We start from the raw sequence: 13,867 nt of genomic DNA on the forward strand, positions 1-13,867 counted from the left end.
ACTTCCCACCGAAAAGCGGCGACCTGATCCGCAACCTGCGCACGCCCCTCACACCACCAGCCGTTCCTCCAGCCGCGCCACCAGCGCCGCATCCGCGCCCAGCACCGCCTCGGCATAAGCCTCGAACGTGCCGTGCTCGCGCTCCATCGCGGCGAAGGCCTGATCGAGAAACTCCGGCTGCACCGACATGATCATGCGCAGCGCATCATCGGTCATCGAACGTCCGAAGCTCTCGCGGATGTTCGCCGCCGCCGCCGCGATCCGCGCCTCGGAATTGCCGGCCGTGTTGGTGAGGAGGTAGTCCGCCATCACGTCATCGGCATGCACCCCCAGCAGGCGGTGGACAATCGCGGCGCCCACGCCGGTGCGGTCCTTGCCGGCAAAGCAGTGCAGCAGGCTCGGCCCATGGTCCTCGGCGAGCGTCTGCAGATAGAGCCGGAACGTGCCCACCAGCACCGGGCGGAACGGCAGCTTGTCGTAAAGCTTCACCATCGCGGCCCGCGCATCGTCCACCGTGCGCACGCCAGCCGCCGCCTCGTCGTGCACGGCCTTGCCGTGATCGCCCGCCGTTTCGCCGGGGTGGAACACCACCTGCCCCGCCCACTCTTGGTGGCGCAGGCAGGGGAACAGCGCGCGCTCGCTGTCCCCCCGCAGATCGATCACCCGCGCGATGCCAATGCGGTGGACCTCGTCCAGATCCTGAAGCGTCGCCCCGAAGTGATGGCCAGACCGCCACAAATGCCCGGTGCGCAGCGTGCCGCCGCGCGCGCGGTAGCCACCATAGTCGCGAAAGTTGTGAATGCCGGAGAGCGGCAGAACGCGGTTTTGCATGGGTACAGCCTTTGTCAGATCAGCCGCGCCAATGCCACCTGATCAAGACGACAGGATTGCACCTCACGCAAAGCCTTCCGCGAGGAACCGCTCGGCACACCCCGCCAGCATCGCCGAGCCCAGCGGCATCACGCTTTCATCCAGCATCATCCGCGTCGAATGGATCGAGCAGCAGCTTTTCCAGTCCGCCCCTTCAGGCGCGACGCCGAGAAAGAACATCGCCCCCGGCGTCTGCTCGAGCACATAGGAGAAGTCCTCCGCGCCCATGATCGGATGCGCCAGCCGGTGGAAACGGCCCTCCCCGCCGATCTCCTCCGCCACTTTCGCGCCCAGATCGACCGCGCGCGCATCGCAGATCGTCACCGGAAAGCCCGGAATGATCGCAGTCTGCGCCGTCAGCCCATGAGCGGCGGCAATATGCTCGGCGAGCTTGGGCAGCGCTTCGTGCAGCTTCGCGCGGCTGGCAGGAGACAGCGTGCGGATCGTACCCAGCAGATGCGCGCTGTCCGGGATCACGTTGTAAGCCGTCCCTGCCTCGATCTTCGCCACCGTCGCAACGACCGGATCGGCAACCGAGAACTTGCGCGTCACCATCGCCTGAATGGCGCTCACGATCTCGCAGGCGACGGGGATCGGATCGAGCGTGTCGTGCGGCATCGAGGCGTGGCCGCCGTCGCCCTTCACGGTGATCTCGAAGCGGTCCGCCGATGCGAGCAGCGGCCCGGCGCGCCCGGCGATCATGCCGTGCGGGCTGTTGGGCATGATGTGGAGCGCAAAGGCCGCGTCCGCCTTGGGCTCCAGCAACCCGTCCTCGATCATGAACCGCGCGCCGTGGTGTCCTTCCTCGCCCGGCTGGAACATGAACTGCACTTCGCCCGCAAGGTGTTCGCGCCGCGCGCAGAGCAGCTCCGCCGCCCCCGCCAGCATCGCCGTATGCGCATCGTGCCCGCAAGCATGCATGCGGCCCGCAAACTGCGAGGCGAACTCGAGCCCCGTCTCTTCGGGCATTTCCAGCGCGTCCATATCCCCGCGCAGCAGCACACGCCGCCCATTTCCGCCACCGCACTTCAGCGTCGCGACCAGCCCCGTCGTCGAAGGCCCTTCCCGCCACGTCAGCGGCAAATGCGCCAGCGCTGCGCGGACCTTGTCCCGCGTCAACGGCGTGTGCAGCCCCAGTTCCGGCTCGGCATGGATCGCGCGCCTGAGCGCCGTGATCTGCGGCTCAAGGCTTCGCGCCTGTTCGAGAAGATCGGGATGCAGCATCGGGGGCTCCTTCGGCGAAAAGCAGATGCAGTCTAGGATCGCACCGGGGCACTTGTCGAGGTGGCCCTATCCGCCCCCCCCCATCCACCTGCGTCTATCCGCCGCGTCAGTGCGGCAAGCGGCGCTGCGGCATCATAGGCGACGCCGCGCCCCTCGGTCCGGCGCACCCCCAGCCGCGCGAACAGGCGCGCCTCGTCGACTACCACCGGCGTTCTCGCCCAGCGCGTATAGAGCCGCGCCAGCACCGGCTGGCCAATGGCGGCATCGCCCGCCTGCATGGTCTGTTCGGGCGACCAGTCCGCCACATTGCCCCCGCTCGCGCGGTTGATCGCGATCAGCGCATCACGCAGCGTCTTGCGGCCCCCGGTCGCCTCGAAAATCGCGATCTCGGCTTCGAGCCAGAACGCCGCGCCGCCCCAGTAGAGCCGCCCATGCTCCAAGGTGCCGTCCATCCCGCCATCGTCCGCCGCTGCCTTGCCGCGCGGCAGCCCATCGATCGCCTGCCGCCAGATCTCGCTCGCCGGCAATTGCCCTGCGCGGACCCGGGCCACAGGCTCGACCCATGTCGCATTGCCTTCCTGCAGCCACAGCGCCCGGCGCGGCAGATCGGGAAACGCACAGTGCACCATTTCGTGCACGAGGATCCAGTCGTCGTCGAAGGTGGCCTTGGTGGTGGCGACGCCGACATGCTGGCGCGTGATCGAGCCGTTGTAGCCCCAAGTCGTCGCATGGCCGACGCGGGCGCCCGGCTCGGCGATCAGGAACAGCGTGTATTCGGCCATCGGGAACACGCCGTAATAGGCCGTGGTCGCCGCGATGCCCCGGCGCACCCAATCGAGCACGAGCGCGCGGTCCAGCCCCGGCGCGCCTTCGGCAAAGACAACCCGCACGCGCCGCTCGCCCGCCTCCAGCAGGACAGCCGGATGATGCGGCACCGCCTCGTACAAGTCGTCGGGACTGTCTTCATAGGGTTTGCTGCCAGTCTCGGCATATCCGCGCGCACCCAGCGCGACCAGGCCGGCGAGGCTTCCCAGCACAGTTCGGCGTCGGACCATGGGGCGCCTTCTCAAGACCGGCGCGGGCTTGCGCATCGTGCTTTACGGTGCGACGGCGCGATGGGTTACAGCACCGATCCCCCTTGCACATCGGCCCACCCCGGTTTAATCGCTCGATTAACGCATTTGGGAGAGTCTGTCATGGCCGAAGCCTATATCATCGACGCCGTCCGCACCCCGCGCGGGATCGGCAAGCCCGGCAAGGGCGCGCTGTCGCACCTGCACCCGCAGCATCTCGCCGCCACCGTCATGAAGGCGATTGCCGAGCGCAACAACCTCGACACCGGCACCGTCGACGACATCATCTGGTCGACCTCCAGCCAGGTCGACAAGCAGGGCGGCGATCTTGGCCGCATGGCCGCGCTCGCCGCGGGCTTCAACATCAGCGCCAGCGGCACCACGCTTGATCGGTTCTGCGGCGGCGGCATCACTTCGGTGAACCTTGCCGCGGCCAGCGTCATGTCGGGCATGGAAGACTGCGTCATCGCCGGCGGCACCGAAATGATGAGCTTCACCGCCGCCAACGCCGCCGCGATGGCGAATGCCGGCTTCCCGCCGCGCCTGATGGGCTCGGGCAACAAGGCGCTCGACGAGATGCACCCGCAGTCGCACCAGGGCATTTGCGGCGACGCCATCGCCACCATCGAAGGCATCGACCGCGAAGCGCTCGATGCGCTCGCCCTCGTCAGCCAGCAGCGCGCCGACCGCGCGATTCGGGAAGGCCGCTTCGCCAAGTCGGTCGTGCCGGTCTACAACGAGGACGGCACCGTCGCGCTCGACCACGAGGAATTTCCCCGCCCCGAAACAACCGCCGAAGGCCTTGCCAGCCTCAAGCCCGCGTTCGCCGGGATGATGGACTTCGACCTCGGCGGCGGCGTGACCTTCCGCAAGCAGATCAACCGCCGTTATCCGGACGTGGACATCAAGCCCGTCCATCACGCTGGCAACTCGTCGGGCGTCGTCGATGGCGCCGCCGCGCTGCTCATCACCTCGCCCGCCTACGCCGAAAAGCACGGGCTGAAGCCCCGCGCGCGCATCGTCGCCTATGCCAACCAGGGCGATGACCCGACGCTGATGCTCAATGCGCCCGTCCCCGCGGCCAAGAAGGTCCTCGCCAAGGCCGGCCTCACCAAGGACGACATCGACGTCTGGGAAATCAACGAGGCTTTCGCCGTCGTCGCCGAAAAATTCATCCGCGATCTCGATCTCGACCGCGAAAAGGTGAACATCAACGGCGGCGCGATGGCGCTCGGCCACCCCATCGGCGCGACCGGCTCGATCCTCATCGGCACCGCGCTCGATGAACTCGAGCGTTCGGGCGGTCGCTACGGCCTTGTCACGATGTGCGCGGCCGGCGGCATGGCCCCGGCGATCATCATCGAACGCATTTGATCCGCAACTGAAAATCGCTTGGAAGACCCGGATGGTGCCATCACCCTCCGGGTCTTGTCGTATCCGGGGGGAGCCACACATGAAAAGTCCCGAAGCCTTCGCCGGCTACGAAGCCTTCGATTTCACCGATGGCCCCTACACCCGCCGCGTGTGGCGCAAGGGCAGCGGCCCTGCCGTCATCGTTATGCACGAGATCCCCAATCTCCACCCGCAAGTGCTGCGCTTTGCCGACCGCGTCGCGGCGCAGGGGATGACCGTTTATTGCCCGAGCCTTTTCGGCGAGGATGGCCGCATGCCGTCACAGGCCTATGCGCTCGGCCAGATGCTCTGGACGATCTGTGTGCGCCGCGAATTCAACGTCTGGGCAAACGGCAAATCCAGCCCCATCGTCGATTGGCTCCGCGCTCTGGCCCGCAAGGCGCATGCCGATTGCGGCGGGCGCGGCGTGGGCGCGGTCGGCATGTGCCTGACAGGCGGCTTCGCGCTCGCCATGATGACCGAGCCGGCGGTCGTCGCTCCCGTCCTGTCGCAGCCGTCCTTGCCACTGGGCAAGAAGGGTGCCGGGCGCATCGATGCGAGCGCGGAGGAAATCGCCTGCGCCAAGCGCCGCTTTGCGGAGGAGGACCTCTCGATGAAGGCGCTGCGCTTCACCAGTGACAAGCTCGTCCCCGATGCCCGCTTCGCCATGCTGCGCGCAACCTTTGGCGATCGCTGCGAGACGATCGACCTCACCGACGCCGAAGCCAATCCCGCTGCGCCCATCGCACCGCATTCCGTGCTCACCTGGCACCTGATCGACGAACCGGGGAGCAAGACCAAGCAGGTCGAGGAAGACGTCATCGCCTTCTTCAAGCAGCGCACGGCCGACTGACCCCTAGTCCGCCGGCGCGATCTCCTCCGCCGCATTCGCGACCACGCCCAGCACCGCCGCCCAGGCATCGACATTCTGCGTCAGTGCGGCGCGGTCGATCTTGTCGAGCGTGTCGTCGGGCGTGTGGTGAATGTCGAAGTAGTGCGTCATGTCCTGCGTCAGGTCGATCACTGCCAGCTTCTGAGCCTTGATCACCGGGCCGACATCCGCCCCGCCCTCGACTTCGCCCTTGCCGCGCACGATCCCCAGCGGCGCCAGCGAGGCAGCCACCTTGTCCGCCAGCGCGGCGTTCGAAGGCGCAAACTTCATCTCGACCCGCCAGATGCGGTCAGAGCCAGAATCGCTTTCCATCGCGAGCGCATGCCGCTCCGGATGCGCCTTGGCATACGCCGCGCCGCCCGCCGCGCCGATTTCCTCCGCGCCCGCCAGCAGCACGCGGATCGTGCGCAAGGTCGGCCCTGCGCTTTGCGCCTTCAGGGCGGCTGCCGTCACAATCGCACAGCCCGCGCCGTCATCCAGCGCGCCGGTGCCCAGATCCCAGCTGTCGAGATGGCAGCCGACGAGGATCGGCGGCAAAGCCGGATTGCGCCCCGGCAGGTCGCCGATCACGTTGCCGGTAGGCAAACTCTCTGCTGTCCGCCCGGTGAGGGTCAGCGCCATGCGCAGCGCTTTGCCCTTGCCGATCAGCCGCACCAGCATGTCTGCATCCGGGTTCGACATCGCTGCCGCAGGGATCGGCGTCACACCCGCTGGCCAGTTGGTCACCCCGGTGTGCGGATTGCGGTGGCTGTCCGTCCCGATCGAGCGGATCACGATGGCCGCCGCACCCTTGGTCGAGGCCACGGCCGGCCCCGCCCGCCGCGCCTGTCCATAGGGCCCATAGCCGCTGCCGTCCTGCGCCGCCCTCATCGCATGATCGAGGAACACGATCTTGCCTGTCAGCGATCCCGCAGGCGCCGCCTGCAGCGCATCGAGTGAGGCGAAATAGACCACCTCGGCCTCGATCCCCGCATCCGGCGTCGTTCCGCTGAAACCCAGCGCGCTCACCGCCAGCCTCTGCGGCACCGGCACGGTCAGCCGCGCCGCATCGGTCCCGCGAACATAGGCGCGCGTCGTTGCGGGTTCGATGGCCACATTGCGGAAGCCCATGGCCTTGAGCTTGTCTGCCGCCCAAGCCCGCCCACGCGCTTCGGCCTCGCTCCCGGCGAGGCGCTGGCCGACTTCGCTGGTGAGCCCGGCGATGAAGTCCCATGCCGTGTCGTCCGCTGGAGGTGCCGCCATCGCCGCACCGGGAAAGAGCGCCGCCAGCAGCGCCAGCTTTCGAAAAGTCGCCATCATCACATCTCCCGACAGGCCGCCATGCGCCTGCAATGCCCGCCGCCAAACAGAAACGCCACCCGATTTCGATAGCTCCGCGGCATGCCCGCTCACCCCGCTTGCCCGCCGCCCCGCGCCCCTGTAGAGCGCGCCGCAACTCCATACTTTTTCGAGATCAAGGACCCTGCGATGGCCGCCCAGTACGCCTACGTCATGAAGAACATGACCAAGACCTTCCCCGGCGCGCCCAAGCCCGTGCTGAAGGACATCAACCTGCAGTTCTACCAGGGAGCCAAGATCGGCATCGTCGGCCCCAACGGTGCGGGCAAGTCGACGCTGATCAAGATCATGGCCGGCATCGACAAGGACTACACCGGCGAAGCCTGGCCGGGCGAGAACATCACCGTCGGCTACCTCGAGCAGGAACCCCAGCTCGACGAGACCAAGACGGTGCTCGAGAACGTCAAGGACGGCGCGCGCGAGATCGCCGACATGGTCGACCGCTTCAACGCCATCGGCATGGAAATGGCCGAGGAAGACGCCGACTTCGACGCGCTCGGCGCCGAAATGGCCGAACTGCAGGACAAGATCGACGCGGTCGACGGCTGGACGCTCGACAACCAACTCGAAATCGCGATGGAAGCCCTGCGCTGCCCGCCGGGCGACTGGCCGGTGAACAGCCTCTCGGGCGGCGAAAAGCGCCGCGTCGCGCTCACCCGCCTGCTGATCCAGAAGCCCTCGATCCTGCTGCTGGACGAGCCGACCAACCACCTCGATGCCGAAAGCGTCAACTGGTTGGAAAACCATCTCAAGGACTATGCGGGCGCGGTGCTGATGATCACCCACGACCGCTACTTCCTCGACAACGTCGTCGGCTGGATCCTCGAACTCGATCGCGGCAAGTACTTCCCCTACGAGGGCAACTACTCGACCTACCTCGAGAAGAAGGCCAAGCGGCTCGAGCAGGAAGCGCGCGAAGACGAAGGCCGCCAGAAGGCCATCGCGCAGGAACTCGAGTGGATCCGGCAGGGGCCGAAGGGCCGCCAGACCAAGTCCAAGGCGCGTATCAAGGCGTTCGACCAGCTCGTCGAATCCGCCGAGAACCGCCCCATCGGCAAAGCCCAGATCGTCATCCAGGTGCCCGAACGCCTCGGCGGCAAGGTGATCGAGGCCAAGAACATCTCCAAGGCCTATGGCGACAAGCTCCTGTTCGAGAACCTCTCGTTCATGCTCCCCCCCGGCGGCATCGTCGGCGTGATCGGGCCGAACGGCGCCGGCAAATCCACGCTGTTCAAGCTCATCACCGGACAGGAGCAGCCCGACAGCGGCACGATCGAGATCGGCCAGACGGTCCACCTCGGCTACGTCGACCAGAGCCGCGACCACCTCGATCCGTCGAAGAACGTCTGGGAGGAAATCTCCGACGGGCTCGATTACATGAAGGTCAACAAGCAGGACATGTCGACGCGCGCCTACGTGGGCGCGTTCAACTTCAAGGGTCAGGACCAGCAGAAGAACGTCGGCAAGCTCTCGGGCGGTGAACGCAACCGCGTGCACATGGCCAAGATGCTCAAGGCCGGCGGCAACGTCCTCCTGCTCGACGAGCCGACCAACGACCTCGACGTCGAAACGCTGCGTGCGCTGGAAGACGCGATCGAGAACTTCGCGGGCTGCGCCGTGGTCATCAGCCACGACCGCTTCTTCCTCGACCGCCTCGCCACGCACATCCTCGCCTTCGAGGGCAACAGCCACGTCGAATGGTTCGAAGGCAACTTCGAAGCCTATGAGGAAGACAAGCGCCGCCGTCTGGGCGATGCGGCGGACCGGCCGACGCGCCTCGCCTACAAGAAGCTGACGCGCTGAGGCTTCAGCTCACGGCGCAATCCATCCGCCGGACCATGGGCTGGAGGCATCCGGGCGCGTAAATCGGGCGCGGGTCCCGCCTCCGTTGTCCAGCCTGAGCCAATCGAGGCTGCGCACTTCGATCAGCAGCACCGCAAAGTTGCTGCGACCGGGCAGCGTTTCGTCGACGGTCGGGCTGCGACGGGAAAGCGCCTCCGGGATCGCGGAGCCCGCCGCTTCGAGCATGCCGCCGGGTCCGGTTTCGGCCAGATAGCAGCGGCGGCTGGAAGGCGCTGTCCTGCTCCACGCCGCATCGACCACGAATCCGGCATGCTCGATTCGCCCCACCCCGCGCATGCGCAGCTGCACGCGGGCGTCGGGATCGTAAGCCAGCACGCTCACCGGCGCACCCTCCCCGATCAGGGCCACCTTGGGGCTGCGCAGATCGGTGTGAAACCGCAAGCACGCGAGATCGGCGCTGGCCTCGCGCAGCACCATCATGCGCAGATCGCCGTCCGCCGTGCCCACCACTGGCGTATGCATCGCCTGCTTGCGGTCACGCGCAGCAGCGGCCAATCGCCGGGCTGCATCGGCAAGAACGTCATCGAGCGTCCATTCCAAATCCGTTTCTCCCGGACCCGCCAACCTGAATGGCAGGCCATCCACTTGGTTCATTCCCGCGACAGCGCGACTCGGATACTTACACGATCATGACAAGAGCTGGATCGATCGCGACTCAGCCAACGGGAGCCGGGACCATGGCCGCCAAGTCCGTTTTGAAGAGCAGCACTTCCGCCCTTCTCGCCCTCGTGCTGGGCACCGCGATGCTGCTGCCGGATGCCGCCTTCGCGCAGGAACGCCAGGATCGCGGCGAGCGCGGCGCCGGCCGGATGGAGCGGCAGGAACGCGCCGCGCCGATGCAGGCGCCCGCCTGGCAGAACCGCGCTCCCGCCCCTGCACCCGCCCCTGCACCCGCCCCGCAGCAGCCAAGCTGGTCGGGCCGCCCCACGTTCTCGCAAGGCAGCGGCCCCGCGCCGCAGCCGCAGCGTGATGGCGGCTGGCAAGGTCGACCCGCATGGCAGGGTAGCGGCAATGGCGGCGGAGACCGCGAGCGCGGTGATCGCGGCAATGGCGCCTATGCCAATGGCCAGCCCCCATTTGGCGGCCGCCCCGGCTGGAACAACAACGGCGCCCCGCAGGCGACGCCGGGCAGCGCGCCGACGTGGCAGGGCCGCAACCCCACCTACGTCGATCCCGCCCGAAATCCGCAGGCCAACCGCGACAACCGCTGGGCCGAAGGCCGCGGCGACCAGCGGGGCGACCAGCGCGATTGGCAGCGTGATCGGGATCGGGATCGCGATGGCCAGCGCGACTGGCAGCGCGATCGGAACAACAACAACTGGCAAGGCCGTGACAACCGCTGGGCGGGCAACAACGGCTGGCGCGGCAACAATGGCTGGCAGGGCCGCGACGACCGCCGCTGGGGCTACAACAACGGCTGGCGCGGGGACGACCGCCGCTGGGGCTACAACAACGGCTGGCGCGGAAATGCCTGGGGTTACAACAACAACTGGCGCCGCTGGGACCGCGACGGCTGGCGGCGAGACAACCGCTACGACTGGTACGGCTGGCGCAACCGCCACCGCAGCACGTTCAGCCTCGGCTTCTATTCCGCGCCGTGGCGGGGCTATTCCTACAGCCGCTTCGCCATCGGCGTCACCATCGGCGCCCCGTTCTACGACGAGCGCTACTGGATCGCCGATCCCTGGGCCTATCGCCTCCCCGATGCCTGGGGCCCCTACCGCTGGGTCCGCTACTATGACGACGCGCTGCTGGTGGATATCTACACCGGCGAAGTCGTCGACGCCATCTACGACATCTTCTGGTGAACCGGCGGCCGGGCGGGCATTGAGCGCTCGCCCGGCCTGCCTTCCTCGCGCGGCCTAGGAGAATGATTAGTTCTGTCCGCCGGGATTGCGTCCATAGTTCGCTCCATCACCGCGCCGTGCCGGGAGCAAACCATGCCCAAAGCCAGCCCGCAGCCCCATGCCCCCGATACGGCGCCGATCCCGATCACCAATTTCACCAAGGATCGCTACGTCTCGCGCGAATGGATGGAGCGGGAGCGAGACCACCTCTGGGCGCGGACATGGCTCGTTGCCGGCATGGCCGCCGATGTCGCCGCGCCGGGGCAGTACTTCACCTTCGAGATCGGCGCCGAAAGCATACTGATCGCGCGCGGCGCCGACGGCGGCTTGCGCGCCATGCACAACGCCTGCACGCACCGCGGCACGCGCCTTGTCACCGAACCGCTCGGCACCTTGCGCAAAGTCGTCTGCCCCTATCATGCCTGGGCTTACGGGCTTGATGGCGAACTTCAGGGCGTCCCGGGCGCCGCGCGCTTCTCCAACGGCATTCCCAAGCGCGATCTCGCGCTGAAGCCGGTCGAGGTGGAGGAAGCCCTCGGCATGGTCTTCGTCCGCCTCGTCCCCGCCGGCCCCACCATCGCCGAGTTCCTCGCACCGATTGCAGAGCTCATCGCGCCCTACCGGTTGGAGGCGATGACCGTCAGCAATGACCAGACCGTTTCGCACACCTGCAACTGGAAGGCGATCCTCGACAATTTTGCCGAACTCTACCACGTCCCCTTCATCCACCCCTTGCACCGCCGCATGTTCGAATGCGCCGCGGCGCCATTCGAATTGTTCGATCATGGCCACACCGCCGTCTATGTCGAAGGTGGCACCACCGATTCCGGCTTCCCCGTACCCGAAGCGCCGACCGATCTTCTCGCCATGCAACTGCAAGCCTTCGGCCTCGATCCGGCGGACTTCAAGGGCCGCGTCCCCGCCATCCGCCCCGCGCTGCAACGCGCCAAGCGCAAGGTCGCCGAGGCGCGCGGCATCGACTACAGCGCGTTCTCCGACGCCCAGCTGAGCGACGTCTGGCAGTTCAACCTCTTCCCCAACGTGATCCTCTCGATCACCCCCGAAAGCGCCTGGCTGATGCGCTCACGTCCCGATGCCACCGATCCGGGCAAGAGCCACTTCGACATGATCACGCTGGTCCAGTTCCACGGCACCGAGCAGGATGTCGCCAAGGCCAAGGGCGAGGACGGCGTCGAAGCCGGCACCCACTTCCGCCTAAACGGCCCCCGCCCCGCGGATTACCAGCGCCCGCAGCGCGACAGCTTCACCCACGAGGACATCATCGCCGGCCGCAAGACGATGACCGTGACCATCGACGAGGACATCTCCCTCCTCGCCCGCGTCCAGCAGGGTATGGCCTCAAGCGGGTTCGAGGCGGTCTGGCTGAGCGACGAGGAAGCGCGGGTGCAGCACTTCCATGATGCGCTGGATGCCGCGCTGGCGGGGGAGTGACGGAGCGGACGGCGAGCTCAGCAGCTCTCCTCGGCGCGTCCATCGTGCTTAACCACCGTCACCGCGTTCGAATTGCCGCCTTGTCCGTGGAAGGATATGCAGGCCGACGCATGTTGTGCGGCTGAGCAGGGGGGGAGACCATGCGCCAGTATTTCGTCATCGCGACGGCGGTTGCGCTCTTGCTTTCCGGCACAGGGCAGCTCGCGGAGGCGGCTTCCCCGGCCGCCGCCGGTGCCGCCGCCCCTTGGGCCGACCTTGTCCTCATCGACGGCGTCGTACACACGGGCGATCCGCAGCAAACGACCGCCGAAGCAATCGCCGTCACAGGAGAACGCATCGCGTATGTCGGCACGACGGCCGGCGCTCGCGCGCTGATCGGCCCCAAGACCCGAGTTGTCGAGCTCGACGGCCGGGCGGTGCTACCGGGATTTCAGGACTCGCACGTGCACCCTGCGGATATCCCTGACCCTCAGCGCTTGGTCGATCTGCATGGGCTCACGCGCCGTGACGAGATTCTCGAACGTATCCGCAGTTTCGCGGCCGCGCATCCGGCGCTGCCCTGGATCCAGGGGGACGGCTGGGACGAGGTTGCCTTCCTGCCAAGCGGGCAGCCGAACCGGCGCGAACTCGATGCCGTTGTGCCCGACCGCCCGGCCTATCTCACCAACAACTCCGGTCACGAGGGCTGGGCGAACAGCCGCGCCCTTGCCGCCGCCAATATCGGCCGCGAAACCCCGGACCCATCGAACGGGCGAATAGAACACGACGCCGACGGCGAGCCGTCCGGAGCCCTTCAGGAATCCGCGGCGATGGAACTGGTGGAGCGCGTCATCGCGCCGCCGACTGCCGAAGACTATCAACGCACACTGACGGCGGCCCTCAACACGATGAATGCGCAAGGCATCACCGCGCTGGAAGATGCAATGACGAGACCGGAAATCGCGGCTGCGTACAAGGCGCTCGATGCGTCCAGCCGCCTCCCGATGCGGGTTCATATGTGTCTCGCGCATCGCGCCGAAGACCCGGACGAGCCGCAAATTCGCCGATTCATAGCTGAACGGCGCGCCTTTTCAGGCCGGCGGACAAAGGCCGACTGCGTGAAGGTCTTTCTAGACGGAGCATACGGATCGCACACTGTCGCGCTGCTCGAGCCCTACGCGGATGGACTGCAATATGGCCGCGGCGAGATCTTCATCGCGCAGCAGCGCCTGAACCGCATCGTCACCCGCCTCGACCGTTTGGGTTTTCGGGTGCATTTCCATGCGCAGGGCGATGGGGCCGTCCGCGCCGCGCTTGATGCGGTTGCGGCTGCGCGCCATGCCAACGGTGATCACGGGCCGATGCATACAATCGCGCACGTCAACCTCGTCGCCGCAGCAGACCTCCCTCGCTTCCGCTCGCTTCGGGTCGCGGCGAACATGTCGCCGCTCTGGAGCCGGCAGGATCCCTGGGAGCGAGTGTTCGCGCCGCGCCTGTTCGGTATGGCGCGGGTAGGGAAACTGTTTCCGACGCGGCAACTGCTGGAAAATCACGCGCTCCTCGTCTGGGGGTCGGACTGGCCCGTGACGGGCGTAAGTCCCGTCGAGGGCCTCGAGACCGCCGTCACGCGTCGCTACGCGGGCGGTCGCGATCCAGAGGGGAAGGAAGACCTCCCCCTCAATGCAGCGGAGTCGCTGACGCTGGCCGAAGCGATCGCCGCATACACCGTCAACGGGGCCCGGTTGCAGGGAGAGGCCGGCGAGCGCGGAACGCTCACATCCGGGAAGCTCGCCGACTTCGTCGTTCTTGACCGTGATCCCTATGCCGTCCCAGTGCTCGCGATCCATGAGGCTCGTGTCGAACTTACCGTTCTCGGCGGTGCCGTCGTCTACGAGGCCACCAAGCATTGACCGGGCCCTGACTGGCGTCCCGCGCAG

11 protein-coding genes are annotated in these 13,867 nt (G+C 67.1%); 6 read left to right on the forward strand and 5 right to left on the reverse strand.

Annotated features, from left to right (window positions below):
* Nucleotides 1–48: 48 nt before the first annotated feature.
* The 3 genes from NDB2M1_RS01250 to NDB2M1_RS01260 all read right to left on the reverse strand — a co-directional run bounded on the left by NDB2M1_RS01250 (nt 49) and on the right by NDB2M1_RS01260 (nt 3,149).
* Complete coding sequence (locus tag NDB2M1_RS01250; protein ID WP_072378885.1) at nt 49–831, reverse strand: tyrosine-protein phosphatase; 783 nt, start codon at nt 829–831, stop codon at nt 49–51.
* A 63-nt stretch (nt 832–894) separates the two neighbouring features.
* On the reverse strand, nt 895–2,094 hold the full coding sequence (locus NDB2M1_RS01255; RefSeq protein WP_072378887.1) for a M20 metallopeptidase family protein: 1,200 nt from the start codon (nt 2,092–2,094) through the stop codon (nt 895–897).
* 32 nt (nt 2,095–2,126) lie between these two features.
* Nucleotides 2,127–3,149, reverse strand: coding sequence for a hypothetical protein (locus tag NDB2M1_RS01260; protein WP_072378889.1), 1,023 nt, complete (start codon nt 3,147–3,149; stop codon nt 2,127–2,129).
* Between the two features lie 141 nt (nt 3,150–3,290).
* On the opposite strand from NDB2M1_RS01260, the gene NDB2M1_RS01265 reads away from it, so the two are divergent.
* Nucleotides 3,291–4,541 carry an acetyl-CoA C-acetyltransferase gene (locus NDB2M1_RS01265; protein ID WP_072378891.1) on the forward strand — a complete coding sequence of 417 codons (1,251 nt, stop codon included), beginning with the start codon at nt 3,291–3,293 and terminating at the stop codon, nt 4,539–4,541.
* A gap of 79 nt (nt 4,542–4,620) precedes the next feature.
* Nucleotides 4,621–5,412 (forward strand): dienelactone hydrolase family protein, encoded by a 792-nt coding sequence (locus NDB2M1_RS01270; RefSeq protein WP_072378893.1) that lies wholly within the window; start codon nt 4,621–4,623, stop codon nt 5,410–5,412.
* A 3-nt stretch (nt 5,413–5,415) separates the two neighbouring features.
* Here NDB2M1_RS01270 and NDB2M1_RS01275 read toward each other — a convergent pair whose 3' ends face one another.
* Nucleotides 5,416–6,747: a M28 family peptidase gene (locus NDB2M1_RS01275; protein ID WP_072379987.1), complete on the reverse strand. Its 1,332-nt coding sequence runs from the start codon at nt 6,745–6,747 to the stop codon at nt 5,416–5,418.
* 171 nt (nt 6,748–6,918) lie between these two features.
* Between NDB2M1_RS01275 and ettA the strand changes: the two genes are divergently transcribed.
* A complete protein-coding gene (gene ettA / locus NDB2M1_RS01280; protein ID WP_072378895.1) occupies nt 6,919–8,592 on the forward strand; it encodes an energy-dependent translational throttle protein EttA in 1,674 nt (557 codons plus the stop codon).
* Between the two features lie 9 nt (nt 8,593–8,601).
* On the opposite strand, the gene NDB2M1_RS01285 is transcribed toward ettA, so the two are convergent.
* Nucleotides 8,602–9,192 (reverse strand): PNPOx family protein, encoded by a 591-nt coding sequence (locus NDB2M1_RS01285; RefSeq protein WP_072378897.1) that lies wholly within the window; start codon nt 9,190–9,192, stop codon nt 8,602–8,604.
* Nucleotides 9,193–9,329: 137 nt separating this feature from the next.
* On the opposite strand from NDB2M1_RS01285, the gene NDB2M1_RS01290 reads away from it, so the two are divergent.
* The 3 genes from NDB2M1_RS01290 (at nt 9,330) to NDB2M1_RS01300 (ending at nt 13,840) form a co-directional block, all read left to right on the forward strand.
* Entirely contained in the window at nt 9,330–10,460 is a 1,131-nt protein-coding gene (locus tag NDB2M1_RS01290) for an RcnB family protein (protein WP_143146585.1), read from the forward strand.
* Between the two features lie 132 nt (nt 10,461–10,592).
* Nucleotides 10,593–11,951: an aromatic ring-hydroxylating oxygenase subunit alpha gene (locus NDB2M1_RS01295; protein WP_072378899.1), complete on the forward strand. Its 1,359-nt coding sequence runs from the start codon at nt 10,593–10,595 to the stop codon at nt 11,949–11,951.
* A gap of 140 nt (nt 11,952–12,091) precedes the next feature.
* Nucleotides 12,092–13,840, forward strand: coding sequence for an amidohydrolase (locus NDB2M1_RS01300; RefSeq protein WP_083554584.1), 1,749 nt, complete (start codon nt 12,092–12,094; stop codon nt 13,838–13,840).
* Nucleotides 13,841–13,867 lie beyond the last annotated feature (27 nt).

Origin of the sequence: Novosphingobium sp. NDB2Meth1, assembly GCF_900117425.1 — a bacterium.
Lineage (GTDB): Bacteria > Pseudomonadota > Alphaproteobacteria > Sphingomonadales > Sphingomonadaceae > Novosphingobium.